Consider the following 26357-nt stretch of genomic DNA (forward strand, 5'->3'; position numbering starts at 1 on the left):
CATGACCCAACCGGACGTACCAAGGTAACGGCAGCGCGAGAGCCACGCTCTTGCTGGCCGTTTTAAATGCAGCGATCTCTAACCCCGAAATTTGAATTTCGTTTGTCTGGTCTAAACCGGAATGCCTCATAGCCCCCTCCGTTGCCCTGTAACCTTATACGCTGCTGCGGCCGTTCCCCCTCATTGCCGCTAATTTTTTTTGAGGGCTATGTCCGGGCAGTGCGTATGTACCGAAAGGAAGCTCGAGACCTGCATTCGAATGGTCTTTGGTTTGTCGACATGGCATTGCCGTAGGGGTTGTTTGTTTCGTTCCCGGCGGGTAGCTTGTGCGGTGTCTCTATGTGTTTTCTGAACTCAAGCCGACATTAGAACGGCAGTGTTCGCAGGAGTGAACTCATTGAGAAAGGGGAATTATGATGAAATATTTGCCGATTCTGGGCCTCGCGCCATTTGCGCTTCTTGGTGCCTGCGCGACCATTCCGCCGACCAGTGCGGAAATCGAAAGCTGCCAGAAGATGGAAGCTGAAATGGGTGTCGGACAGGTCCACGATCATAATGAGATGAAGGGACGTGGCATCAATCCGATGAACCTCTCCCATGCCCGGTGCATGCAGATTCTGAAAAATTGATCTGACACGCATCCCCGGAGTCGACAGTCTGTTGTTCGTCTCCGGGGTGCGGGTAATACGCTCGCGTCAAATTTACACTCACCTTCGCTCCACAGGTCGGATTGGGGAAATCTCGAAATGCTGAGAAGAACATTTTCGACTGCTTTGGTCGCAGCCTCGATCTTCACGGCGGCGCCGGTGCTCGCACAGGGTATTGGGCACACATTCTTCATGCGTGGCTCCATCGTTGGGTCCGATACTGGCGGGATCGTGGTATGCATTGGCCGCGCTGATGGGGCTGAAGTTGGTCAGACTCTCGACGTTTATCGCGTTACCTACCGTCCAGGCCCTTCAAAGGGCGTGGTGAGCAATTACACGCGCGAACTGGTCGGGCATGTCCAGATTTCGCATGTCTTCGACGACCATTTTGCTCATGTTACGGTCGTTGATGGCCGCCCCAAAAAGCATGATATCGTAGAATTGCAGCGCCCCGCTCAGGATTGAGTTCTTCATTGGCCGGGATCCCTCCAAACATCCCCGGTTCGGCTGCGCTATTCCGATAAGCAGTTGCCACAGTTCTGCATCATCAGAATTGGGGCTGTCCTTGTGAACGACTGCAGGCACATCTTCGATCATTCGATCAAAGGTATTTCGCCAGTTCCGTTAGTTTGCCGAGCTGCTCGCGGGTCTCAGGCGACAAGGGACCAATCGCTTCTTCAAGATGATGCTCGATATGATCGGCAACCAGCACTGTCTTGGCCTTGTTCAGAGCACTTACGACTGCCTGCAACTGCTGCGCCGTTTCCAGCGCGTCGCGATTTTCCTCGATCATCCTGACAATCGTCGCCAAATGACCGTGTGCACGTTTCAGGCGATTGATCAGTTCCTTGTTTGCAGCGTGGCTCATTGCACTCTCTCTATCATGCCGCGAGCAGATGCAGCCACCCGCTGATCCCGACGTAGGCACCAACAAGCAGTATGATAACGCCCGACACGTAAGGTGCCTTGCGGACGATCTCGCCAAACCCCGACCAGCGCTGCGCCATGTGTTTCACGCTGAGCGCCGCCAGCACGCCTGATGCCACCATGGTCAGGGCCAAGCCGACGCTGAAACTGACGACGACAACCGCGCCCAAGGCGACCTTTTTCAATTGCAGACACAGCATGAGCACGGTTATCGCGCCGGGGCAGGGGATAAGGCCGCCCGTCAGGCCGAACAGGGCGATCTGGCCAGTGGTCACCTCGCGATTGGCAAAACGGCGGCGGATGTCTTCAGCGTGTTCCATTTCATGGGCGTCGACGTAGCCGCCAGTTGCCAGTTCGATGGCGGGGACTTCCTCATCGCTGGGCTCGTGATGATCGTTATGGCGGTGATTGTAGCCATGATCATGATCGTGACCTAGGTGGTGCCCTTCATGCTCGTGGTGGAAGTGGCTGGCTTCCTGTTGCTCGCGGCGCGTGCGCCACAACATCCAGACAGCCAGGGCGATGATGATCAGGCCCGATGCCAGCTGAAAATAGGGCTCGGTATCTTCTGCGCGCAGGCCTTCGAATGCCCACATGCCAGCCAGCGCGACCAACCAGACGACGGCCGTATGTGATAGGGTGGCCGCCAGCCCTAGCAGGACCGCCTGCCGGACAGTTCCTCGCACGGCGATAATAAACGCCGCCATCATGGTCTTGGAGTGGCCGGGCTCGAGCCCGTGCAATGCCCCCAGGAGGATCGCACTGGGGATGAACAGCCACGCATGAGCGCCGCCCTGCTGGAGCAAATAAGTGAAGTCGGTCATGAGGCTCCTGTATCCCCCTGGGGGGATATAACAACGGTTGAAAAATGCGTGATCCGGGCGCGATCAAGTGCGCTATGGACAGCAGATGGTGCTGATGACAGCGTACCTATGCGGATCGGAAGGAAGCAGATTGGCACTGCCCAAGAACGCAGATTTGCCGAAGATTTCCCGAACGGTCTGGACGCTCGGCTTGGTCAGCATGTTCATGGATATCTCGTCGGAGATCGTCCATGCGCTGCTGCCGCTGTTTCTGACCGTGACCCTGGGCACCAGCGTGGCGCTGGTTGGAGTAATCGATGGTATCGCCGAGGCGACCGCATCCATTTCCAAGGTGTTCTCAGGATATCTGTCCGATCGGATCGGACGCCGAAAGCCGCTGATTCTTTTGGGATATGGACTTGGCGCATTGTCCAAGCCGTTGTTCGCGCTCGCCGCGGGCCCAGTGCCGGTTCTCGGAGCCCGATTGATCGACCGGATCGGCAAGGGGCTGCGCGGTGCGCCTCGCGACGCATTGGTTGCCGATGTCACTCCGCTCGAGATCCGGGGCAGGGCCTACGGTCTACGCCAAGCGCTTGATACCGTCGGCGCATTTGCTGGCCCACTTGCGGCGATCGGCCTCATGGCCATTTTTTCCGACGACATGCGAGCCGTGTTCTGGGTTGCCGTCATTCCAGGACTTATCGCCGTTCTGCTCGTCATTTTCGGTATTGAGGGGCACCGCGACAAATTGGCACCCGCCGACGCGCGTGTACCATTGCGGATAGCGAATCTGAGAAAGCTGGAACGCGGCTTCTGGCTGGTGGTCTGCATCGGTGTGATGTTCACAATGGCTCGGTTCAGCGAAGCATTCCTGATCCTGAAGGCCAATGAAGACGGCTTGCCTCTGGCGCTTGCGCCGCTCGTTCTGGTCGTCATGAACGTCGTTTATTCACTCGGCGCCTATCCCGCTGGAGCATTCGCCGACGATGGGGGAGCGCAACGGCCATTGTTCTACGGCCTTGCCTGCCTTGTCGCCGCCGACATGTTCCTGGCATCGCGGCTGGGCATGGTCGGCACCTTTACCGGGATCGCGCTATGGGGCGGTCATATGGCGCTGACCCAGGGATTGCTGGCTCAGCTTGTCGCCGAACGCGCGCCCGAGGCATTGCGGGGATCGGCCTTTGGCATATTCAATCTTGCCACTGGTATCACGATGCTTGCCGCCAGCGTGCTCGCAGGGGTATTGTGGGATCATGCCGGACCGTCGGCAACATTCATCGCAGGCGGTGGGTTTGCAGGACTTGCAGCCTTGTTGATCTGGTGCCGCCAAATCGTGTCATCACGGCGTCGAGGCGGTATCAGGTGAGTGCGACGACGGCCAACGCCGACAGGTCATGGCCCTCCTCCCGAACGGATGATTCTGATGAGAAACGTCAAAATCAGTGCCCAGTGGAGAGGTGAACACGCCGGCAAAGTCGGTCTGCCGCACGCAGGAGTCGTTTCATCGCAGGGGCCGGAATTGGGGGTATTGTGGGGGGTATTTCTATAACGCACGTGAGATTAAATACTATATATCAATTAGATAGATGTATTCCGTTGGTCCCTCCTCCGCTACCATTGCTTTCGATCCTGTTAGGCATAGGCGGATTTTCCGCTTGCATTCGTTTTTCCCTGTTGCACTAATGTTGCAACGCACAACTAGCCGAATGCCGGCTGAGGGAGGATCGACACTTTGCCCTTCCATGAAATGTTTGAGCCGGACGGTTCGATACGCCCCTGCTATGCCGAGGTGCAGAATTGGGTGGAGCGGACCGGCATTGCCGGGCTCAATCGTCGGATGGATGAGGCGGAGGCGATTTTCCGGCGCATCGGCATCACCTTCGCCGTCTATGGCGAGGGCGGCGATCCGGAACGGCTGATCCCCTTCGACCTGTTGCCGCGCATCTTCACCGGGCAGGAATGGCGCGTTCTGGACAAGGGCATCCGCCAGCGGGCGCGGGCGCTGAACGCCTTTCTCCACGACGTCTATCATCGTGGGGAGATTGTGAAGGCGGGGGTCATGCCTGCTGACATCATCTATCGGAACAGCGCCTATCTGGCGGAAATGGCGGACTTCACGCCGCCGGGCAAGGTGTACAGCCATATCGTCGGCATCGACATCGTGCGGACGGGGCCGACCCGGTTCGAGGTGCTGGAGGATAATTGCCGCACGCCATCGGGCGTCTCCTACATGCTTGAAAATCGCGAGATCATGACGCGCATGTTCCCGGAACTGTTCGCGCAGGGAATAGTGGCGCCGGTCGACGATTATCCGGCGGAATTGCTGAAGAGCCTGAAGGAAGTCGCTCCCCCTGCCTGCAAGGGCGATCCGGTGGTGGTGGTGTTGACGCCGGGGTCGCTCAACAGCGCTTATTATGAGCACAGCTTCCTTGCCGACCTGATGGGCGTGGAACTGGTGGAGCCTGCGGACCTGTTCGTCGACAATGACCGGGTGTGGATGAAGACCACGCTGGGGCCGAAGGCGGTGGACGTCATCTACCGGCGCATCGACGACGAATATATCGACCCGCTGGTATTCCGGCCGGACAGCCTGCTGGGCGTGCCGGGCATCTTCAACGTCTATCGCAATGGCGGGGTGACGCTGGCGTCCGCGCCCGGATCGGGAATCGCCGACGACAAGGCCGTGTACATCTATGTGCCGGAGATGATCCGATTTTATCTGGGCGAACAGCCGATCCTGGACAATATCCAGACCTGGCAATGCGGCAAGCCCGATGAATGCGCCTATGTGCTGGAAAACCTGCACGACCTGGTGGCCAAGGAAGTGCATGGTTCGGGTGGTTACGGCATGTTGATCGGACCGAAATCGACCAAGGATGAGATCGCTGCCTATGCCGATCGGATCAGGGCCAATCCCGGTGAATTCATCGCCCAGCCGACGCTGGACCTGTCGACCGTGCCCACGCTCGGCCCGGCGGCGGTGGTCGGGCGGCATGCGGATTTCCGGCCCTACTGCCTGGTGGGCAAGCAGATCAGGCTGGTGCCGGGCGGGTTGACGCGGGTGGCGTTGACCGAAGGATCGTTGGTGGTGAACTCCAGCCAGGGCGGCGGAGTCAAGGACACCTGGGTTTTGCAGGACTGAACGGATGCTGAGCCGGACCGCTGAAAATCTCTTCTGGATGGCGCGCTATATGGAGCGGGCCGAGGCCACGGCGCGCCTGCTGACCATGGGCCAGCGCATGGCGATCCTGCCGGGCGCGCATCATCGCGACGAATGGCGCTCGGTGGTGCGGGCGACGGGCGCGCTCAACCATTTCCCCGAAGGCGCGCAAGTGACGGAGAGCGACGCGATCGCTTTCCTGATGCTGGATGTCGACAACCCCTCCTCCATCCGGTCCTGTTTGCTCAAGGCCCGCGCCAACGCCAAGTCGGCCCGGACCATGCTGACGCAGGACATGTGGGAGGCGCTGAACGAAGGCTGGCGCAAGCTCGACAGCTATGACGTGGCCGAAGCGCGGCAACAGCTTCCCGCGCTGATCGACTGGGTGAAGACGCGGGTGATGACCTTCCGCGGCGCGGCCCATTCGGGGCAGCTCCGCAACGAGGGGCATGATTTCCTGCGCACCGGATCGGCGCTGGAGCGGGCGCAGATGACGCTGCGCCTGCTGGACGTCAAATATTATGTGCTGCTGCCGGAGACGGAGGTGGTGGGCGGCAATCGCGACCATTATCAATGGACGTCGGTGCTTTACGCGCTGTCGGGTGCGCGGGCCTTTCACCATATTTATGGCGGCACCTACACGCCCTGGCAGATCACGGATTTCCTGGTGCTGAACCGGCTGTTCCCGCGCAGCATAGCCTATTGCTACGACCAGTTGGCCTATCGGCTCAACCGGCTGGCGGGGTGGCATGATGCACGGGCGGCCTGTCATGATACGGTGCGGGAGATGGTGGCGAACCTGGAGAAACTCGACAGTGGCGAGATTTTCAGGGCCGGCCTGCATGAAACGGTGCAGAACGGCCTGATGAGCACCAACCGCCTGGGTGTGGAGATCGCCCAGGCCTATCATTTCGGCTGAGAGGGAGGGCGCGCGTGAAACTGCTCGTCCGCCACCAGACGGTCTACCGCTATGCGGCTGTGGCGGGACGGGTGGCGATGCGGCTGAAGCTGATGCCCGTCGATACGCCCGTTCAGAAGGTGCTCGACTGGCAGGTCAGCGTCAATGACGAGCCGCTGAACAGCTTCCGCCCCAACAGCTATGGCGAGATGGAGGCGATCTGGGTCCGGCACGACCGGACGGACAATGCCGTGATCGTTGCCGAAGGACTGGTCGAGACGCGGGAGAGCCATGGCGTTCTGGGCTGGCTGGGTGGCCGGGTCGATCCGCGCTATTTCCTGCGGGAGACGCGGCTGACTGCGGCGTCCCCCGCGATGCGCGACATGGCGCTCCGCCTGCCCGATGAGGACGGGACACTGGCGCGCCTCCATGCCCTGTCCGCGGCGGTAAGCGATGCCGTGGCCTATCGCGGCGGCGTGACGACCGCCAGCACCACGGCGGCGGAGGCCTTCGCCCTGGGGGCGGGGGTCTGTCAGGACCATGCGCAGGTCTTCATCGCCGGGGCGCGGGCCTTGGGAATTCCGGCGCGTTACGTGTCGGGCTACCTGCTGGCCGATGAGGGCAATGTGCTGCACGAAACCCATGGCTGGGCGGAGGCGCTGGTGCCGGAACTGGGCTGGGTGGGGTTCGACCCGTCCAACCGGGTCTGCGTGACGGAGCGCTATCTGCGTCTTGCCTGCGGGCTGGATGCGGACGATGCTGCCCCGATTCGCGGCTCCGTGACGGTGGCGGGCGATATCTGGATTGACGCGGACGTCCGGATCGCGCAGGCGGTGGACGGGGTGGAAGAGCGGCAATTGCAACGGCAGCAACAACAAGGCACGCAAGCCACCGCGCAGGGTTGAACGACTATAGGAGCCCTTTGGGCCATGACTTATTGTGTGGCGGTGCGCGTCGACCAGGGACTGGTCATGCTGTCCGACACCCGCACCAATGCGGGGATGGACAATATCGCGCGCTACCGGAAAAGCTTCACCTACGGCGTGCCGGGTGAGCGGGCGATCACCATGATGTGTTCGGGCAATCTGTCGATCACGCAAGGGGTGAAGGCCATGCTGGGCCGGGCGATCAAGGATTCGGCGCTCGATCCGGCTGTCGAGACGATCCTCAACTGCCCCACCATGCACCGCGCCGCGCAGATCGTGGGCGATGCGATGTGCGCCATGCAGGGGCGCTATCGCAGCACGATAGAGATGCAGGGATCGGGCGCCGACGCCTCCATCCTGATCGCCGGGCAGCGCAAGGGCGGGAAGCCGCGCCTCTACCTCATTTACTCGGCGGGCAATTTCATCGAGGCGACGGAGGACACGCCCTTCTTCCAGATCGGCGAGCATAAATATGGCAAGCCCATCCTGGACCGCATCATCAAACGCGAAACCAGCCTGGAGGACGCGACCAAGGCGGTGCTGGTGTCGATGGATTCGACGCTGCGGTCGAATCTGTCGGTCGGCATGCCGCTGGACCTGACGGTGATAGAGCGGGATGCGTTCCACTTCCGCGTGCGCACCCGGATCGAGGCGGATAATGAGGAATTCCAGCTTCTCTCGCATAGCTGGTCGGCGGCGTTGCGGAAGGGTTTCGAGGATTTGCCGAACGTGCTCGACTGAGTTCGCCCGTCACTCCCCCATTCGTCATCCCAGCGAAAGCTGGGATCTGGTGCGGCTATGTGGTGCCCTCGTTGCCTGAGATCCCAGCTTTCGCTGGGATGACAGAAGTTAGGGGAGGGGAACGGCGAGGCTCAGCTTCTCGCCCATCAAGCAAATCCATCGCTTGCGCGCCCGCCCGCTTGGCCTATCTCATCGCGACAGACGAATCGTAGCCGGAAAGACTTTCATGACTGCCACCCATTCGACCCGCATGCTGATCCTCGGTTCCGGCCCGGCCGGTCTGTCCGCCGCCATTTATGGCGCACGCGCGGGCTTGGCGCCGATCGTGGTGCAGGGCATGCAGCCGGGCGGGCAATTGACCATCACCACCGATGTGGAAAATTACCCCGGCTTCCGCGACGTCATCCAGGGCCCCTGGCTGATGGAGCAGATGCAGGCGCAGGCCGAACATGTCGGCGCGCAGATGGTGTACGACCAGATTGTCGACGTAGACCTGTCCAATCGGCCCTTCAGGCTGAAGGGCGACAGCGGCACGCTCTATTATGCTGACAGCCTGGTGATCGCGACCGGCGCGCAGGCCAAATGGCTGGGCGCGGAAGGCGAACAACTGTTGCAGGGCAAGGGCGTGTCTGCCTGCGCGACCTGCGACGGCTTCTTCTATCGCGGCAAGAAGGTGGTGGTGATCGGTGGCGGCAATACCGCGGTCGAGGAGGCGCTCTACCTCACCAACCACAGCCAGGACGTCACGCTGATCCACCGCCGCGATTCGCTGCGGGCGGAGAAGATTCTTCAGCAGCGCCTGTTCGCGCATCCCAATATCAAGGTGCTGTGGAATCAGGCAATCGAACGCTTCGTCGGCGGCGGCAATCCGGAAGGACTGGTCGGCGTCGACCTGATCGACACGGTGACGGGCCACAAGTCGCATATCGAGACGGACGGCGCTTTCGTCGCCATCGGCCATCAGCCCGCTACCGAATTGTTCGTCGACAAGCTGCCGATGGACGAGGGCTATCTGCTGGTCGAGAAGGGCACGACGAAGACCGCCATTCCGGGCGTGTTCGCGGCGGGCGATGTCAGCGACAAGGTCTATCGTCAGGCGGTGACGGCAGCTGGCATGGGCTGCATGGCGGCCCTGGATGTCGAGAAATTCCTGGCCGAAGCCGATTTCGAAGCCATCGCGGCGGAATAAGGAGAGCAGCGACCGCACCGGTCGCTGGCCGCTCCCCAGCTTTATTGCCCGAACCCGGCTTCCCTTGCCAGCGCCACGGCTTCCCGCGCCGCCGCGAGCAGCGCGCCGCTCTTCGCCTCGCATTCGCGCTGTTCATATTCCGGCGTCGAGTCCGCGACGATGCCCGCGCCCGCCTGCACATGCATCACCCCGTCCTTGAGGACGGCGGTGCGCAGGACGATGCAACTGTCCATATTGCCGTCCGGCCCGAAATAGCCCACGCCGCCCGCATAAGCGCCCCGCGTCTCCGGCTCCAGTTCCGCGATGATCTCGCAGGCCCGCACCTTGGGCGCGCCCGAAACCGTGCCCGCCGGAAAGCCCGCGAACAGGGCGTCCAGCGCATCCTTTTCCGGCGCCAGCCGTCCCACGACGTTGGAAACGATGTGCATGACATGGCTGTAAAATTCGACGGCATAGCTGTCCGTCACCGTAACCGTGCCCGCCGCCGCCACCCGGCCCACATCGTTGCGGCCCAGGTCGAGCAGCATCAGATGCTCCGCCCGTTCCTTGGGATCGGCCAACAGGCTTTCGCGATTGGCGGCATCCTCGACGGCATTTTTCCCACGCGGACGGGTGCCCGCAATGGGCCGGATGGTGACTTCGCCGTCCCGCGCCCGGACCAGGATTTCCGGGCTGGACCCGATCAGCGCAAAACCGGGCAGGTCCAGATAATAGAGGAAGGGCGACGGATTGATCCGCCGCAAGGCGCGATAAAGCGCGATGGGGGGCAGGGTGAAGGGGCTGGTGAAGCGCTGCGCCAGCACCACCTGAAAGATATCGCCTGCGACGATATAATCCTTCGCCTTCTCGACCATGGCGGCATAGCGCCCCGGACCCAGCACTGGCGTCACCGCGACATCGGCAATCTCGGCGGTGGCGGCCTGCGCGGGCAGGGGCGCCGCCAGCCGCGCCGCGACGGCGTCGATCCGCTCCAGCGCCTGGGCCACCGCGCTGTCGGCGTCGGCAAAGCCGCCCTTCCACACCGGCGCGACCAGATAGAGCGCGTCGGCCAGCCGGTCGAACACCAACATCACCGTCGGCCGCACGAACAGCATGTCGGGCAGCGCAATCGGATTTTCAGCGGGACGGGGCAGTTTTTCGACCAGCCCGACCGTCTCATAACCGAAATAGCCGACCAGGCAGGCCAGGGCAGGGGGCAGCGCCGGGTCAAGCTCCGCCCGGCATTCCGCCACCAGCGCCCGCAGCGCGTCGAGCGCGTCCACGCCTTCGGCGACGAAGGCGTCCCGGTCGGTCGCCCATTGGCGGTTGATCTCCGCCGCATGGCCCTGCGCCCGGAAAACCAGGTCGGGGGCCAGCCCGATCAGGCTGTATCGGCCCCGCACCGCGCCGCCCTCCACCGATTCCAGCAGGAAGTCGCCGCGATCAGCCTCGAACAATTTCAGGGCGGCGGAAATCGGCGTGTCGGTGTCGGCGATCTGGCGTCGCCACACCAGCGCGGATTGCCCCGCCGCCAGCGCCTTGCGCGCGGTTTCGATGCCGTCCGTCCCCGCAGCCATCTTACTGACCGCCATTATTGGCGCTGGTAAGGGCGCGCTGAACGCCCGCCACCGCATTGGCGTTGCGCTTGACGCCCAGTTGCTTCTCGACCGCCCGCTCGAACTGCTGGCCATATTCCTGGCCGACGACATCGCTGAGCTGGTCGCGAACCTGATTGACCAGCGCCTTGTCGCTCCCTGCGTCGCCGCTCTTGATGCCGTTCAACTGCACCACGAAATAGCCGCGATCCTGCCCGGCGGGCAGCGTCTTCACGCTGTTGGCGGCCATGGCGAAGAGCATCATGATCTCCGCTGGCGGGCGCTGTCCCTCGCGCATGATGTCGGCGCGGCGTCCGCCCACGACCTGCGGCCTGGGCAGGGGCACGCCGGCGGCGGCGACCGCCTCGTCCAGCTTCATGCCCTTGGCGACCTTGGCGCGGATCTGTTCGGCCAATGCCTTCGCCTTCTCATTGCCCTGGGCCAGCTTGTACTGCATCGCCACCAGCGCCTTCACCTTGGCCAGCGGCGGCGGCGCGGCGGCCTGGATGTCGCCCGGCGCGGCGAGCGCATAACGCTTGTCGGCGGCGATGGGGATCAACTGCGCATCGTCATCCTGGCTCATCGCGAAGACGGGGGTGAGCAGGGGCTGCACATCCGCCGGAAGCTGATAGGCCACGTCCTCGACCTGCTTGCCGGAGGAGACGAGGAAGGGCGTGGTTTCCAGCTTCAGGCCATTATCCTTCACCACTTCCTCGAAGCTGCCGCCATTGGCGACCTGATCCTCGATCTTGCCGGTGAAGTCGCTCAGCAGCTTCTTTTCCTTCTGCGTCCGCAGCGTGGCGACGATTTCGCTCCGCACGGCGTCCAGCGGACGGGCCGGGGTCGACTTGACCGCCGTGACGCGCAGCAGCACCCAGCCCAGCGAACCGCGCAGCGGCCCGACCAGTTCGCCCTGCTTCGCCGCGAAGCCCGCATTGGCCACGGCGGCCGAAGCGGCGGAGGTCAGCCCCTCGCGGCTCTGGTCCGTCAGTTCGGACACGGAAAGGCCCGCGCCCTGCGCCGCGGCGGCCAGCGACTTGCCGCCCTTCACCTGATCGGCAATCGCCTTGGCGGCCGCCTGCGTCGGCAGGATCAACTGCTCGAAGCTGCGGCTTTCCCTGGCGGCATAGGCGGCCTTGTTCTGGTTGTAATAGCTTGCGATCTCCGCATCGGTCGGCTGCGCCGCCTGGGCGAAACGCTCGACGTCGATCACCGCATAGCGGATGCGGCGCTGTTCCGGGATCGTGTAGCGCGCGGCAGTCTTCTTGTAGAAGTCGCCAAGCTGCGCGTCGGTCGGGTCGCCAATGTCCTTGAACGCGGTGGCGGGAATGATGGCGATGGTGCCCTGACGCGCTTCCAGCAGCAGCGAGGCATAGGGCAGGACCATGGAATCGGTCAGCTTCACGCCCAGACCCAGCGGGGCCAGCATCTGCCGCTCCAATATCTCGCGGCTGATGTCGTCGCGCAGAGCCTGCTCGGTGATCCGCTCGCGCAGCAGCAACTGCCGGAAATTCTCCTGGCTGAAATTGCCTGCCGCATCCTGAAATGCAGGGATTTGCGCGATCTGCGCATCGACCAGCCGCTTGGAAATATGGACCTGCTGGTCCTTTGCATATTCCTTCAGCGTCATCGACGCGACAAGCTGATCATAAACCTGCGCCGCGCCGCCCTGCGCCAGGAAATCGCCGATCTGCAGGCCCGGATTGGACCGGCGCGCAGTTTCGAATACGCGCTGCACCCGGTCCTGCAACTCCGCCAGGGTGAGGCGCGACCCGCCTGCCTTCGCAACGGTTTCCCCGCTGCCCATGGCCGATCCCAATTTGCCGCTGGTGATGTCCCCCATGATGAAGGCGGCCGCGATGATCCCCAGGAAGATCAGGGCCACAAAGGCCCCGAATTTGGAGCGGATGAAACGGCGAAAGACTGAAAGCATGGAGGAAAGTCCGTAAAGCGGCTTTGATGGCGGCCCGCTTTAAGGGCGGATCGTCGCGCGGGCAAGGGCGCACGGGTTCCAAGGCTGGACAAATGCGCGTTCGCCGTTCATCGGCTCCGCCAACCCTGCTGTTCGCGTTGGAGAGCGCTGCCGGTGGGGACCGTGCAGCAATGACCACAAGGGGAAAGATCGATGGGCAGGCGCAAGCTGGTTGTCGGCAACTGGAAGATGAACGGCCTTCGCGCCCAATTGGGCGAGGTGGAGGCTATCGGTCGCCTGGCGCAGGATTATCCGGCGGCGCAGGTCGGCCTGTGCCTGCCCGCGACGCTGATCGCGGCGGCGGACGGCGTGAAGGGCGCGGCGTTCATCGGCGCGCAGGACTGCCATATGAAGGCCAGCGGCGCGCACACCGGCTGCCTGTCCGCCGCCATGCTGGCGGAAGCCGGGGCAGGCTGGACCATCGTCGGCCATAGCGAGCGGCGGCAGGACCAGGGCGAAACCGATGCCGACATCGCGGCCAAGGCGCTGGCGGCGAAGGCGGCGGGGCTGAAGGTCATCCTCTGCGTGGGCGAGAGCCTGGACGTCCGGGATGCGGGCAATGCGGAAGCGGTGGTCTCCGCGCAACTGCTCGCCTCCCTGCCGGAAGGCGCGGCGGCGGACTGGCTGGCGATCGCCTATGAGCCGATCTGGGCCATCGGCACGGGCCGAATCCCCACCATGGAAGCGGTCGCCGCCATGCACGCGGCCCTGCGCGCCGCCCTGGCCAGCCGGATCGGGGCGGATGCCGATGCGATGCGAATCCTCTACGGCGGATCGATGAACGGCGACAATGCGGCGGAGCTGCTCGCGATTGCCGACGTCGACGGCGGCCTGATCGGCGGCGCCAGCCTGACGGCGGAAAAATTCGCTCCGGTGATCGCCGCAGCGGCCTGAACAAAAATAACCCCTCCCGTCTGCGGGAGGGGATAGGACAGGGGCAGTTGCCCCCGCGCCCCATCGTCGCTATGTGCGCGGCAACGCACCCCATTACCGGACAGAGTTCGCCCCCATGTTCACCTTCATCCTCGTCGTGCAGGCCATTGTCGCCGCTCTGTTGGTCACCGTCATCCTGATGCAGAAGTCGGAAGGCGGCGGCCTGGGCGTCGGCGGCAGCCCGGCGGGGTTCATGTCGGCCCGCGGCGCGGCCGATTTCCTGACCCGCTCGACCACGATTCTCGCCGGTATCTTCGTGACTTTGTCGGTCGTGCTGGCGGTGATCGCTTCGGTCCAGCATCGGCCCAGCGACATCGACACGTCGCTGGTGAAGCAGGCGCCCCAGACTCCGGCCGGCGCTCCGGCGACCGCTCCCGCCCCGGCGACCGGCAGCGATCCGCTGGCGGGCGCGGCGGGCAGCAACGGCGCGGTTCCGCTCGCGAACTAAGCCACCTGACGATCATTTCGATCTTTTTTCGCGCGCGCGATGATTTGCGCGCTTGCCCAACTTGTTTGTAAAAGGCTAAGCCTCCTCTCCCATGGCGCGGTATATTTTCATCACCGGCGGCGTGGTCTCCTCGCTTGGCAAGGGCCTTATGGCCGCTTCGCTTGCCGCATTGCTGCAGGCGCGAGGTTTCCGTGTGCGCATTCGGAAATTCGATCCCTATCTCAACGTCGATCCGGGCACGATGAGCCCGTATCAGCATGGGGAGGTCTATGTGACCGACGACGGGGCGGAAACCGACCTCGATCTGGGCCATTATGAGCGCTTCACCGGCGTTTCGGCGCGGCAGTCGGACAATGTGACGCAGGGCCGCGTCTATCAAACCATCATCCAGCGCGAACGGCGCGGCGACTATCTGGGCGCGACGGTGCAGGTCATCCCGCACGTCACCGATGAGATCAAGGCCTTCGCCCTGGCCGAAGCCGACGATCTGGATTTCGTGCTGTGCGAGATCGGTGGCACGGTGGGCGACATCGAATCGCTCCCCTTCATGGAGGCGATCCGCCAGCTTCATAACGATCTGGGGCGCAGCCAGTCGATCTTCGTCCACGTGACGCTGGTCCCCTATATCGCCGCGGCGGGCGAGCTGAAGACCAAGCCGACCCAGCACAGCGTGCGCGAACTGACTTCGCTCGGCATCCAGCCCGACATATTGCTGTGCCGCTGCGAACACCCGCTGCCCGAAAGCGAGCGGCGCAAGATCGCCCTGTTCTGCAACGTCCGCCCCGAAGCGGTCATCCCCGCGCTCGACGCCAGCAGCATCTATGCCGTGCCGACGCAATATCATGCCGAGGGGCTGGACGACGAAGTGCTGCGCGCTTTCGGCATGCAGGGCGCGCCCGAGCCGAAGCTCGACCGCTGGCACGACATCATGGACCGCCAGCAGAATCCGGAGGGCGAAGTCACCATCGGCGTCGTCGGCAAATATGTCGGCCTGCCCGATGCGTACAAGTCGCTCTACGAGGCGCTGACCCATGGCGGCTTCGCCAACCGGGTGAAGGTCAACATCAAATGGCTGGATGCCGAACTGTTCGAGGAGGAGGGCGCGGACATCGCCGCCCGCCTGGAACCGATGCACGGCATCCTCGTCCCCGGCGGCTTCGGCGTGCGCGGGTCGGAGGGGAAGATCGCCTCGGTCAAATTCGCCCGCGAGCGCAACGTGCCCTTCTTCGGCATTTGTCTCGGCATGCAGATGGCCTGTATCGAGGGCGCGCGGAACACGGCGGGCATCGAAAATGCCTCGACCACCGAATTCGGCGAAACCAGCGAGCCGGTCGTCGGCCTCATCACCGAATGGATGAGCAAGGAAGGCCTGCAAAGGCGCACCGCGGAGACCGATCTGGGCGGCACCATGCGCCTGGGCGCCTATCCCGCCAAGCTCACCGGCAACAGCGTCGTCGCGGGCATCTACGGCGCGAGCGAGATCAGCGAACGCCACCGCCATCGCTATGAGGTCAATGCGGGCTATCGCGAACCGCTGGAAAAGGGCGGCCTGATCTTCTCCGGCATGTCGCCCGACGGCATGTTGCCGGAGATCGTCGAACGGCCGGACCATCCCTGGTTCGTCGGCGTGCAGTTCCACCCGGAACTCAAGTCCAAACCCTTCGACCCGCATCCGCTGTTCGCCAGCTTCATCGAGGCTGCGGTCAAGCAAAGCCGGTTGGTTTGATCCAAATCCGTCACCCCAGCGCAAGCTGGGGTCTCAGGCCATAGGGCACGGCATAGCCGCATGAGACCCCAGCCTTTGCCGGGATGACGGTCATGCAGCAGGCGTCAACTTCAACAACCGCCCCTGCGATCCGTCCTTCCCATCCTCCAGCAGCCAGAGCGCGCCATCCGGCCCTTGCTCCACCTCCCGGATTCGCGCGCCCATGTCCCATTGGTCGGCCTTGGCGGCATTCTCCCCGTCCAGCTTCACCCGCACCAGCGATTGGCTCGACAGCCCGCCGATGAACAGCGAATCCTTCCACTGCGGAAACAGATCGCCCGAATAATAGACAAGCCCACCCGGCGAAATCACCGGATTCCACCAGAGCTTCGGCGCCTCGAACCCGTCCCCCGCCCTATGATCGGGAATGTCCCGCCCATCATAATGATCGCCATTCGAGGCGAGAGGATAGCCATAGTTCAACCCCGGCTTGATGAGGTTGACCTCATCGCCGCCCTTCGGCCCCATCTCCTGCTCCCAAAGCCGCCCATCCTTGTCGAAGGCGATCCCCAGCAGGTTGCGATGCCCATAGGACCAGACCGCCGGATGAAACCCCTTCGCCGCCAAAGGATTTCCCGCCGCCGCCGTTCCATCCAGATTCAATCGCAACACCTTCCCCAATGTCGATTTCGGATCCTGCGCCGGATCGAATTTCTGCCGCTCGCCATTGGTGAAGAACAGATATTTCCCATCCGGCGAAAAGGCGATGCGTCCGGAATAATGGCCGTTCCCGTCGACATATTGGCTGGCGCGGAAAATCACCTTCACGCCGTCCAGCCTGGTTGTCCCATCGCTCGCCTGATGAAAAACGCCCGTGGCGAGCGCCACGCCCTTGCCGCTCGGCCCAGCCTCGGAAAAGCTGAAATAGACCGTCCTGTTCTGCGCGAATCCGGGCGCCGGCATCACATCCATCAGCGCGCCCTGTCCGGCGCTGTCGACCTTCGGCATTCCCGCGACGGGGATTTTCGTCCCGTTCTTCGGATCGAACAGGATCATGTCGCCCGCCTTTTCGGTGATCAGCATCCGCCCGTCAGGCAGGAAGGTCATCGCCCAGGGAGAATCGAAGTCGCCGATGACCGACGTCTTGAACGGCTTCTCCGTCGCGGCATTCTGCCCGGTGGCATTGTCCGCCGAACAGGCGATCAGCACCAGCGGCAGGGCGGTCAGGGCGAAATGGCGCATCTTTTTCCTCCTCGTCGGACGCTGAAAATGCCCCGCAACAAATGTTGTTGCAGCTTTGCGCCATCCTGCCTATATCGCCCTTGCTTCCTTACATCGTCAAACATGTCGGGGTCGCGGGCGGAAAGCCTGCGGCAACAGGGAGGCTGCACATTTGCTTCTGGAGACTTCATGGCGGACATCGCCGAACTGACAGCCTTGATAGAACCGGAGGTGAAGGCCTTGGGCTTTGCCCTCGTGCGCATCAAGCTGTTCGGGTCGGGCGATGATCATACGCTTCAGATCATGGCCGAGCGCCCGGAAACGAAGCAGCTCGTCATAGAGGATTGCGCCACCATCTCCCGCCGCCTCTCGGACGTGCTGGACGAAGCCGACCCGATCGAGGAGGCCTATCGCCTGGAAGTCAGTTCGCCGGGCATAGACCGTCCGTTGACCCGCCTCACCGATTTCCTCGAATGGACGGGGCATGAGGCGAAGATCGCCGCCACCGAAACCGTATCGGGCCGCAAGAGCTTTCGCGGTGTCCTGAATGGCGTGGAGGGTGACGATATCCTCTTCACCGACGCCAAGGCCGGCGATGTGGTCATTCCCTTCGCGCTGGTCGGCGATGCCAAGCTGATACTGACCGATGCGCTGATTGCTGCTAGTATGCCGCTCTCCTCCGATGGGGCGGACGAGTTCGAAACCGAAGAGTAAGGGTTTAACGATCATGGCCAACGCCATTTCCGCCAACAAGGCCGAGTTGCTCGCGATCGCCAACAGCGTCGCCAGCGAAAAGATGATCGACAAGGCCATCGTCATCGAGGCGATGGAAGACGCGATCCAGCGCGCCGCCCGCGCCCGCTACGGCGCGGAAAACGACATTCGTGCGAAATTGGACCCGGAAACCGGCGACCTTCGTCTCTGGAGAGTCGTCGAAGTGGTCGAGGCCGTGGACGATTATTTCAAGCAGGTCGACCTGCGCCAGGCGCAGAAGCTGAAGAATGACGCCGTGATCGGCGACTTCATCGTCGATCCGCTGCCCCCCATCGACCTGGGCCGCATCGACGCCCAGTCGGCCAAGCAGGTGATCTTCCAGAAGGTCCGCGACGCCGAGCGCGAGCGCCAGCATGAGGAATTCAAGGACCGCGTGGGTGAGATCATCACCGGCGTCGTGAAATCCGTCGAATTCGGCCATGTGGTCGTGAACCTCGGTCGCGCCGAGGGCGTCATCCGCCGCGACCAGCAGATTCCCCGCGAAGTCGTCCGCGTCGGCGACCGCATCCGCTCGGTGATCCTGAACGTGCGCCGCGAAAATCGCGGGCCGCAGATTTTCCTCAGCCGCGCGCACCCCGAATTCATGAAGAAGCTGTTCGCGCAGGAAGTGCCCGAAATCTACGACGGCGTGATCGAGATCAAGGCCGCCGCCCGCGATCCGGGCAGCCGCGCCAAGATCGGCGTCATCAGCCGCGATTCCAGCATCGACCCGGTCGGCGCCTGCGTCGGCATGAAGGGCAGCCGCGTGCAGGCCGTCGTGCAGGAAATGCAGGGCGAAAAGATCGACATCATCCCCTGGAGCGAGGACACCGCGACCTTCGTCGTCAACGCGCTCCAGCCCGCGCAGGTCGCCCGCGTGGTCATCGATGAAGAGGAAGAGCGCATCGAAGTCGTCGTTCCCGACGATCAGCTTTCGCTCGCCATCGGCCGCCGCGGCCAGAATGTCCGCCTCGCCAGCCAGTTGACCGGCAAGGCCATCGACATCATGACCGAGGCCGACGCATCCGAAAAGCGTCAGAAGGAATTCGTCGCCCGCTCCGAATTGTTCCAGAACGAACTGGACGTGGACGAAACCCTCTCGCAGCTTCTGGTGGCCGAGGGCTTCGGCGAACTGGAAGAGGTCGCCTATGTCGGCGTAGAGGAACTGGCCGCGATCGAGGGCTTCGACGAAGACCTTGCCGCCGAACTCCAGAGCCGCGCCCAGGAAGCGCTGGACCGTCGCGAAGCCGCCGCCCGTGAAGAGCGCCAGGCGCTGGGCGTAGAGGACGCGCTGGCCGACATGCCGCACCTCACCGAAGCCATGCTGGTGACGCTGGGCAAGGCGGGCATCAAGACGCTGGACGATCTGGCCGACCTCGCCACCGACGAACTGGTCGCCAAGAAGCGCGTCGACCAGCGCCGCCGCCGCGAGAACAAGGAAGAGGACAAGGGCGGCATCCTGGCCGAATATGGCCTGAGCGAAGAGCAGGGCAATGAGATCATCATGGCCGCCCGCGCTCACTGGTTCGAAGGCGAGGAAGCGTAAGCGCAGATGCCCTTCGTAGACATCCGTCTGGCCGGAAACGCCACCCGCGAGCAGAAGGCGGCCATCGTCGCCGACGTCACCCGGTCGCTTGTCGAGCGTCTGGGCAAGTCGCCTGCCGCCGTGCAGGTGGTGATTTCGGAGATTTCGACGGAAAATTACGGCGCAGGCGGCCAGCTCATAGCTGACCGCGACGCGCCCAAAGCAGGGGAGGACGCCAATGCCGCGGTCACTTCCCAATGAGAGCCTGACGCCACCATATAGCGTTATCTCCTCTTATTCCCCTCCCTTCCAGGGAGGGGTTGATCGGAGTCACGTGCCTCCGATCAAGGGTGGGTGCGATTGCGCAGCAATCGCCAGCAACGCCTCCCCAACAAAGGAGGCGCGCCCATGACCGAACGCAAATGCATCCTGTCGGGCGACCGCGCAGACCCGGACATGCTCGTCCGCCTCGCCTGCGGCCCCAATGGCGAAATCCTGCCCGACATCCGCGCCAAGGCCCCCGGTCGCGGCGCCTGGATCGGCGTATCCCGCCCGGAACTCGAACAGGCCCTCGCCAAGGGCAAGCTCAAGGGCGCGCTCGCCCGCGCCTTCAAGACCGGCGACCTGCAAATAACCGACACGCTGCCCGCCCTCATCGAGGACGGCTTGCGCAAGGCGTTGCTGGACCGCCTGGGGCTGGAGGCGAAGGCTTCCATGGTCCTGACCGGCTCCGAAAAGATCGACGTCGCCTGCCGCAAGGGCGACGTCACGATGCTGCTCCACGCCGCCGACGCGGCCGCCGACGGCAACCGCAAGCTGGACCAGGCCCTGCGCGTCGGACAGGAAGCCGAAGGCACGGATTTGGCGGGCATCGTCTTGCCTGTGGACCGACACGCCCTATCTATGGCAATGGGGCGGGACAATGTCGTCCATATCGCGGTAACCGACTCGCGTGCGGCGTCACGTCTGCGCGGCGCCATAGGCCGCTTGGAAAGCTATCTGGGTTGCGCTAACGGAGCGCCGGTGCATGGGGAGCAGGACTCCACAGGTGCGCCGGGCGTCTGAAGCGGTTTGGAATTGAAGGCGCCGACGGGCCTTACCGGTCGGACTTGAAGTGAAGGGTATAGTTCAGTCGTATGAGTGACAGCAAGGAAGACAAGCCGGTTCTGGGCCGCAAGCCGCTGGGGATCAAGCGCACGGTCGAGTCCGGTCAGGTGCAGCAGCAGTTCAGCCATGGCCGCAAGAATACGGTCGTGGTCGAGGTGAAGCGGCGCCGCATCCTGGGCAAGCCGGGCGAGGCCGGTCACGCTGCGCCTGAGCAGCAGGCCGACCCCGCGCCCGCGCCCGCCGCCGCTCCGGCAGCGTCCGCCCCCGCGCCGCAGCAGACCCGCGCGCCGCAGCCCGCCGCCCCCGTGCGCCATGCGCCGCCGCAAAGCCTGATGTCGCGTCAGGAATTGCAGGCGAAGCTGCTGCGCGAGGCGGAGGAAGCCCGCATGACCGCGCTGGAGGACGCCCGCCGCCGTGAGGACGCCCAGCGCCTCGCCGCGAACGAGGACGAAAAGCGCCGCGCCGAGGAAAATCGCGTTGCCGCCGAACTCGCCGAGACGCAAGCCGCGCGTCAGGCCGAGGAACAGGCCAGGGCCGCCGACGACGTCGCCCAGGCTCCGGCCGCGCCCGACCCGGTCGAGACGGCAACGCCCGCGCCCGAAGCGGATGCGCCCGCCGCCGAGCAGAAGCCCGCCGGTTCGGCCATGCCGCCGCCGCGCCGCTTCACCCCGGTCGCGCCGGTCAAGCGCCCCGAACCGGCCAAGCCGGACCGCGCCAAGCGCGGCGACGACAATCGCCGCCAGGCAGGCAAGCTTACCGTCACCCGCGCTCTGGCGGATGACGACAGCGCCCGCGCCCGCAGCCTCGCCGCGCTGAAGCGCGCTCGCGAGAAGGAACGCCGCGCCCATTATTCGGGCGGCGCCCAGCAGCGCGAAAAGCAGAGCCGCGACGTGGTCGTGCCCGAAAGCATCACCGTTCAGGAACTCGCCAACCGCATGGCCGAAAAGGGCGCGGACCTGGTGAAGGCCCTGTTCAAGATGGGCACCGCCGTCACGCTCAACCAGCCGATCGATCAGGATACGGCGGAACTGCTGGTCGAGGAATTCGGCCACCGCATCCAGCGCGTGTCTGACGCCGACGTCGAAATCGGCATAGAGGGCGAGGTTGACGCGCCCGAAACGCTGCAGTCGCGCGCGCCGGTCGTGACCATCATGGGCCATGTCGACCACGGCAAGACCTCGCTGCTGGACGCGCTGCGCGGGACCGATGTGGTCGCGGGCGAAAGCGGCGGCATCACCCAGCATATCGGCGCCTATCAGGTGACGACCAAGGGTGGCGACGTCATCACCTTCCTCGACACGCCGGGCCACGAGGCTTTCTCCGAAATGCGCGCTCGCGGCGCCAACGTCACCGACATCGTCATCCTGGTGGTGGCGGCGGACGACGGCCTGATGCCGCAGACCATCGAAGCCATCAACCATACCAAGGCGGCTGGCGTCCCGATGATCGTGGCGATCAACAAGTGCGACAAGCCCGAAGCGAATCCGCAAAAGGTGCGCGAACGCCTGCTGGAACATGAGATCGTCGTCGAGGATATGGGCGGCGAAGTGCAGGACGTGCAGGTTTCGGCGCTCAAGAAGACCGGTCTGGACGAACTGATCGAAAAGATCCTGCTCCAGGCCGAAGTCATGGAACTGACCGCCAACCCCGATCGCGCCGCCGAAGGCAATGTGATCGAGGCGCAGCTCGACAAGGGCCGCGGCGCGGTCGCGACCGTGCTGGTCCGCAAGGGCACGCTGAAGGTCGGCGACACCTTCGTCATCGGTGCGGAAAGCGGCAAGGTCCGCGCCCTCATCAACGACAAGGGCCAGAATGTGAAGACCGCCGGTCCCTCGACCCCGGTCGAGATTCTGGGCCTGTCCGGCGTGCCGATGGCGGGCGATCAGCTCACCGTGGTCGAAAATGAAGCCCGCGCCCGCGAAGTCGCCGCCTACCGTCAGGAACAGGCGACCAAGAAGCGCACCACGACCGCGCCGACCAGCTTCGAACATATGTTCTCCGCGCTCAACACGACCGTCATCGAATATCCGGTGGTGGTGAAGGGCGACGTGCAGGGTTCGGTCGAAGCGATCGTATCGTCGCTGAACCGCATCTCGACCGATGAGATCAAGGTCCGCATCCTGCATTCGGGCGTCGGCGCGATCACCGAAAGCGACGTCACGCTGGCCGCCGCCAGCCGCGCGCCGCTGATCGGCTTCAACGTCCGTCCCAATGCCAAGGCGCGTCAGTTGGCGGAGCGCGAGAAGATCTCGCTGCGCTATTATGACGTGATCTACGACCTGCTGGAGGAAGTTCGCGGCGAAATGGCCGGCCAGTTGGCTCCCGAACGCATCGAAACCATCGTCGGCCGGGCCGAGGTGCTTCAGGTGTTCCCGGCGGGCAAGAAGGACAAGGCGGCAGGTCTGCTCGTCCTGGACGGCATCATCCGCAAGGGTCTGTCCGCGCGCCTCACCCGCGACGATGTCATCGTGTCGCGCACTCACATCGCCTCGCTCCGCCGCTTCAAGGACGACGTGTCCGAAGTCCGCGCGGGCATGGAATGCGGCGCGGTGCTTCAGGACACCAACGACATCAAGCCCGGCGATACGCTGGAACTGTTCGAGGTCGAGGAACGCGCCCGCACGCTGTAATAGCGCACACTGGCCCCTCCCTTCCAGGGAGGGGTTGGGGTGGGTGCGATTGCATCGGCAATCGCTTCTGCCCTATCGTAACGGAGCAGCGCTCGCTTCGCTCGCACCCACCCCCGACCCCTCCCTGGAAGGGAGGGGGGAGATTTGTGCATGGCACATCAGAACCAATCCGAAGGCCCCTCCGTTCGCCTCCTCCGCGTGGGCGAGCAGGTGCGCCACGTCCTGTCCGACATCCTCCAGCGCGGCGACGTGCATGACGATGTCCTCGCCCGCCATGTGGTGAGCGTCACCGAAGTCCGCATGTCTCCCGACCTGCGCCACGCGACGGTCTTCATCAAATCGCTGCTGGGGCAGGATGAGGCCGCCGTGCTGAAGGCGCTGCGCACCAACACCGCCTATCTTCAGCGCGAGGTCGCGACCCGTATCCGCCTCAAATATGCGGCCAAGCTCAAATTCCTCGCGGACGAAAGCTTCGACGAAGGCACCCATATCGACAAGCTGCTCCGCGACCCGAAAGTCGCCCGCGACCTGGACCAGCCCGAAGCCGAGCAGGAATAGGCACCGTGCTCCTGCCTTCGCGGGAGCATGTTGTGCTCGATTGAAACTCTTCTTCCCCGTCGACGCAACGGCGCAGCCCCGCTAACAGCGTCTTTCCCGCAGGAGCAAAAGGGGCAGAGGCGCATGAAAAAGATCGGCATATTGGCAGTCGCACTGACGCTCGCCGCACCGGCCACCGCCAAGGAAGCGCCGATCCACCCCGCCGTCATCACCGATCCCACGCCCGACGCCGCCTATCCCGCCGGCATGAGCGCCTTCACCATCCCCTCCGAAGACGGCGCGCTGAATGCGGTCCTGTACACCGCCGCCGGATCTGGCCTGCACCCGACCCTGCTGCTGCTCCACGGCTTCCCCGGCAACGAACAGAATCTGGACCTCGCCCAGGCCGCCCGCCGCGCCGGATGGAATGTCCTGACGCTCCATTATCGCGGCAGTTGGGGCAGCCCCGGCAACTTCTCCTTCACCCACGCCTCGGAAGATGCCTGGAACGCCCTGCAATTTCTCCAGCAGTCCGCGACCGTCGCCAAATATCGCATCGACACCAGCGCCATCGTCGTCGCGGGCCACAGCATGGGCGGCTTCATGGCCGCCGATGTCGCCGCCGCCGAACCCCGCGTCGCGGGCCTGTTCCTGATCGACCCGTGGGATCCGGCCGAAACCGTCGCCGCGCTCGCCACGCCGCAGGGCGAGGCCGCCTGGAAGGCCGAAGTGGCCAGCGACCTGCCGCCGCTGCAAGGCGCCAGCTACGACAGCCTGACGAATGACATTCGCGGCAACGGCCAGAAATTCGACCTCGGCCGTCGGCTGGTCGGCTATGGCCGCCGCCCGCTTTCCATCATCGGCGCGGAACGGGGCATCGGCGCCATGGCGCGCAAGGTCGCCGCCGACGCGCAATCGGCCAATCCCGACACGCGGCTGACGGTCTGGCCGACCGACCACAGCTTCTCCGACAAGCGCATTGCCCTGGCGGACGCGCTGGTGCGCTTCCTCAAGGGCGTAGCGCCCCTGGCGCGTTGAAAGTCGCGCCGATGGCCAAGCTCTATTTCTACTATAGCTCGATGAATGCGGGCAAATCGACCACCCTGCTGCAATCCAGCTTCAACTATCGCGAGCGCGGCATGGAAACCATGCTCTGGACCGCCGCGATAGACGACCGCTACGAACAGGGGCTGATCGTCTCTCGCATAGGGCTGGAGGCGAAGGCGCATCTGTTCGACGCGGTGACGGACCTGTTCGCGGCCATCTCCACGCAGCATGCCCGAACGCCCTTGTCCTGCGTGCTGGTCGATGAAGCGCAGTTCCTGAACATGGTCCAGGTCTGGCAGCTTGCGGCCGTGGCCGACCGGCTGGGCGTCCCCGTCCTCTGCTATGGCATCCGCACGGATTTTCAGGGGCGGTTGTTCGAAGGCAGCGCCGCGCTGCTGGGCCTTGCCGACACGCTGACGGAGATCAAGACGATCTGCGAATGCGGCCGAAAGGCGATCATGAACCTGCGCGTCGATGGGGACGGGCGCTCCATCCGCGAGGGCGAACAGACGGAAATCGGCGGCAATGACCGTTATGTGGCGCTCTGCCGCCGCCATTTCGTGGAACGGCGCTCCGGCCACTGACCGGGCCTCAAATGTCGCGACCGCCCGACAAGGGCTGACAACAGGCCATAGGAGGGCTAGAGCGCGCCGCCATGCACGGTTGGATCATCCTCGACAAGCCCTTGGGGCTAGGCTCCACCCAGGCGGTGAGCGCGGTGAAGCGCGCCCTGCGGCAAAGCGGCGCGGGCAAGTGGAAGGTCGGCCATGGCGGCACGCTCGATCCGCTGGCGACCGGCGTGCTGCCGGTGGCGGTGGGGGAGGCGACCAAGCTGGCCGGGCGGATGCTGGACAGCGACAAGATATACGATTTCACCATAGGCTTCGGCGTCCAGACCGACACGCTGGACCTGGAGGGCAAGGAAATCGCCGCCAGCGGCCATCGCCCCACGCTGGCGGATGTGGAGGGGGTGTTGCCACGCTTCACCGGCCCGATCGAACAGGCCCCACCGGCCTATTCCGCCATCCTGATCGACGGCCAGCGCGCCTACGACCTGGCGCGTGCCGGGCAGGACGTGGAAATGAAGACCCGCGCCATCACCATCCACAACCTCGCCATCTCCTCGCCCCAACGGGGAGAGGATAGCACAGCTTGCCCGCAAAGCGGGCTAGCGAAGCTTGGAGAGGAGGCTGCCGCAGAGAAGATCAACGAAATCACCCTCACCGCCCATGTCTCCAAGGGCACCTATATCCGCTCCCTGGCCCGCGACATCGCGCTGGCCCTTGGCACGGTCGGCCATGTCACCATGCTTCGCCGCGTGAAGGCAGGCCCGTTCACCCTGGAAACCGCGATTTCGCTGGACAAATTGGACGAAGCTGCTAGGGGCGGCGGCATCGCGCAGCTTATGCTGCCGTTGACCGCAGGGCTGGACGACATCCCGGCTCTCGCAGTCTCTCCCGACGATGCGCTGGCTCTCCGACAGGGGAAGGTGCTCGTGGGGAAACCGCATACCGGTCTCATGCTGGCGATGGAGGGCGATACGCCCGTCGCGCTGGTGGAGGCCAGTGGCCCGGAAATCCGGGTGGTGCGCGGCTTTAATCTCTAAAATGAAAG

At 64.0% G+C, this 26357-nt stretch carries 25 protein-coding genes; 20 read left to right on the forward strand and 5 right to left on the reverse strand.

Annotated features, from left to right (window positions below):
• The first annotated feature begins 413 nt into the window (after window positions 1–413).
• Together NUH86_RS02640 and NUH86_RS02645 are read left to right on the forward strand one after the other, a co-directional pair.
• Window positions 414–629, forward strand: coding sequence for a hypothetical protein (locus NUH86_RS02640; protein ID WP_255245629.1), 216 nt, complete (start codon window positions 414–416; stop codon window positions 627–629).
• A gap of 117 nt (window positions 630–746) precedes the next feature.
• Window positions 747–1112, forward strand: a complete 366-nt coding sequence (locus NUH86_RS02645) for a hypothetical protein (RefSeq protein ID WP_096061627.1) — start codon at window positions 747–749, stop codon at window positions 1110–1112.
• A gap of 136 nt (window positions 1113–1248) precedes the next feature.
• On the opposite strand, the gene NUH86_RS02650 is transcribed toward NUH86_RS02645, so the two are convergent.
• Entirely contained in the window at window positions 1249–1515 is a 267-nt protein-coding gene (locus tag NUH86_RS02650; RefSeq protein WP_096061628.1) for a metal-sensing transcriptional repressor, read from the reverse strand.
• A gap of 13 nt (window positions 1516–1528) precedes the next feature.
• Window positions 1529–2398 (reverse strand): nickel/cobalt efflux transporter, encoded by an 870-nt coding sequence (locus NUH86_RS02655; protein WP_096061629.1) that lies wholly within the window; start codon window positions 2396–2398, stop codon window positions 1529–1531.
• Window positions 2399–2528: 130 nt separating this feature from the next.
• Between NUH86_RS02655 and NUH86_RS02660 the strand changes: the two genes are divergently transcribed.
• The 6 genes from NUH86_RS02660 to trxB all read left to right on the forward strand — a co-directional run bounded on the left by NUH86_RS02660 (window position 2529) and on the right by trxB (window position 9291).
• The gene (locus NUH86_RS02660) at window positions 2529–3743 is read left to right on the forward strand and encodes an MFS transporter (protein ID WP_217988781.1); all 1215 of its coding nucleotides are present in this window, start codon (window positions 2529–2531) and stop codon (window positions 3741–3743) included.
• Between the two features lie 366 nt (window positions 3744–4109).
• The gene (locus tag NUH86_RS02665; protein ID WP_267251143.1) at window positions 4110–5519 is read left to right on the forward strand and encodes a circularly permuted type 2 ATP-grasp protein; all 1410 of its coding nucleotides are present in this window, start codon (window positions 4110–4112) and stop codon (window positions 5517–5519) included.
• A 4-nt stretch (window positions 5520–5523) separates the two neighbouring features.
• Window positions 5524–6456: an alpha-E domain-containing protein gene (locus NUH86_RS02670; RefSeq protein ID WP_267251144.1), complete on the forward strand. Its 933-nt coding sequence runs from the start codon at window positions 5524–5526 to the stop codon at window positions 6454–6456.
• A 14-nt stretch (window positions 6457–6470) separates the two neighbouring features.
• A complete protein-coding gene (locus NUH86_RS02675) occupies window positions 6471–7340 on the forward strand; it encodes a transglutaminase family protein (protein WP_267251145.1) in 870 nt (289 codons plus the stop codon).
• 24 nt (window positions 7341–7364) lie between these two features.
• Window positions 7365–8102, forward strand: coding sequence for a peptidase (locus NUH86_RS02680; protein ID WP_267251146.1), 738 nt, complete (start codon window positions 7365–7367; stop codon window positions 8100–8102).
• A gap of 226 nt (window positions 8103–8328) precedes the next feature.
• Window positions 8329–9291 carry a thioredoxin-disulfide reductase gene (gene trxB, locus NUH86_RS02685; protein WP_267251147.1) on the forward strand — a complete coding sequence of 321 codons (963 nt, stop codon included), beginning with the start codon at window positions 8329–8331 and terminating at the stop codon, window positions 9289–9291.
• Window positions 9292–9332: 41 nt separating this feature from the next.
• On the opposite strand, the gene trpE is transcribed toward trxB, so the two are convergent.
• Window positions 9333–10862 (reverse strand): anthranilate synthase component I, encoded by a 1530-nt coding sequence (trpE, locus tag NUH86_RS02690; protein WP_416365338.1) that lies wholly within the window; start codon window positions 10860–10862, stop codon window positions 9333–9335.
• Entirely contained in the window at window positions 10849–12798 is a 1950-nt protein-coding gene (locus NUH86_RS02695) for a peptidylprolyl isomerase (RefSeq protein WP_267251148.1), read from the reverse strand. The genes trpE and NUH86_RS02695 overlap by 14 nt, the downstream gene beginning before the upstream one ends.
• A 192-nt stretch (window positions 12799–12990) precedes the next feature.
• Here NUH86_RS02695 and tpiA point away from each other — a divergent pair, with 192 nt between their 5' ends.
• The 3 genes from tpiA to NUH86_RS02710 all read left to right on the forward strand — a co-directional run bounded on the left by tpiA (window position 12991) and on the right by NUH86_RS02710 (window position 15944).
• A complete protein-coding gene (tpiA, locus tag NUH86_RS02700; RefSeq protein WP_267251149.1) occupies window positions 12991–13731 on the forward strand; it encodes a triose-phosphate isomerase in 741 nt (246 codons plus the stop codon).
• 115 nt (window positions 13732–13846) lie between these two features.
• Window positions 13847–14218: a preprotein translocase subunit SecG gene (secG, locus tag NUH86_RS02705; RefSeq protein WP_267251150.1), complete on the forward strand. Its 372-nt coding sequence runs from the start codon at window positions 13847–13849 to the stop codon at window positions 14216–14218.
• Window positions 14219–14309: 91 nt separating this feature from the next.
• Entirely contained in the window at window positions 14310–15944 is a 1635-nt protein-coding gene (locus NUH86_RS02710; protein ID WP_267251152.1) for a CTP synthase, read from the forward strand.
• Between the two features lie 90 nt (window positions 15945–16034).
• Here NUH86_RS02710 and NUH86_RS02715 read toward each other — a convergent pair whose 3' ends face one another.
• Window positions 16035–17165 carry a PQQ-dependent sugar dehydrogenase gene (locus tag NUH86_RS02715; RefSeq protein ID WP_267251153.1) on the reverse strand — a complete coding sequence of 377 codons (1131 nt, stop codon included), beginning with the start codon at window positions 17163–17165 and terminating at the stop codon, window positions 16035–16037.
• A 168-nt stretch (window positions 17166–17333) separates the two neighbouring features.
• Here NUH86_RS02715 and rimP point away from each other — a divergent pair, with 168 nt between their 5' ends.
• From rimP to truB, 9 genes are all read left to right on the forward strand, one after another.
• Complete coding sequence (gene rimP, locus NUH86_RS02720) at window positions 17334–17858, forward strand: ribosome maturation protein RimP (RefSeq protein ID WP_267251154.1); 525 nt, start codon at window positions 17334–17336, stop codon at window positions 17856–17858.
• Window positions 17859–17871: 13 nt separating this feature from the next.
• The gene (gene nusA / locus NUH86_RS02725) at window positions 17872–19443 is read left to right on the forward strand and encodes a transcription termination factor NusA (protein ID WP_267251155.1); all 1572 of its coding nucleotides are present in this window, start codon (window positions 17872–17874) and stop codon (window positions 19441–19443) included.
• Window positions 19444–19449: 6 nt separating this feature from the next.
• Window positions 19450–19683: a tautomerase family protein gene (locus NUH86_RS02730; protein ID WP_267251156.1), complete on the forward strand. Its 234-nt coding sequence runs from the start codon at window positions 19450–19452 to the stop codon at window positions 19681–19683.
• Between the two features lie 147 nt (window positions 19684–19830).
• Complete coding sequence (locus NUH86_RS02735) at window positions 19831–20487, forward strand: DUF448 domain-containing protein (protein ID WP_267251157.1); 657 nt, start codon at window positions 19831–19833, stop codon at window positions 20485–20487.
• Between the two features lie 71 nt (window positions 20488–20558).
• Window positions 20559–23159: a translation initiation factor IF-2 gene (gene infB, locus NUH86_RS02740; protein WP_267251158.1), complete on the forward strand. Its 2601-nt coding sequence runs from the start codon at window positions 20559–20561 to the stop codon at window positions 23157–23159.
• 150 nt (window positions 23160–23309) lie between these two features.
• Window positions 23310–23717, forward strand: a complete 408-nt coding sequence (gene rbfA, locus NUH86_RS02745) for a 30S ribosome-binding factor RbfA (RefSeq protein WP_267251160.1) — start codon at window positions 23310–23312, stop codon at window positions 23715–23717.
• 123 nt (window positions 23718–23840) lie between these two features.
• Window positions 23841–24734: an alpha/beta hydrolase gene (locus tag NUH86_RS02750; protein ID WP_267251161.1), complete on the forward strand. Its 894-nt coding sequence runs from the start codon at window positions 23841–23843 to the stop codon at window positions 24732–24734.
• A gap of 11 nt (window positions 24735–24745) precedes the next feature.
• Window positions 24746–25327 carry a thymidine kinase gene (locus NUH86_RS02755; RefSeq protein ID WP_267251162.1) on the forward strand — a complete coding sequence of 194 codons (582 nt, stop codon included), beginning with the start codon at window positions 24746–24748 and terminating at the stop codon, window positions 25325–25327.
• Window positions 25328–25398: 71 nt separating this feature from the next.
• The gene (truB, locus tag NUH86_RS02760) at window positions 25399–26349 is read left to right on the forward strand and encodes a tRNA pseudouridine(55) synthase TruB (RefSeq protein WP_267251163.1); all 951 of its coding nucleotides are present in this window, start codon (window positions 25399–25401) and stop codon (window positions 26347–26349) included.
• Window positions 26350–26357 lie beyond the last annotated feature (8 nt).

Origin of the sequence: Sphingobium sp. JS3065, assembly GCF_026427355.1 — a bacterium.
Classification (GTDB): domain Bacteria; phylum Pseudomonadota; class Alphaproteobacteria; order Sphingomonadales; family Sphingomonadaceae; genus Sphingobium.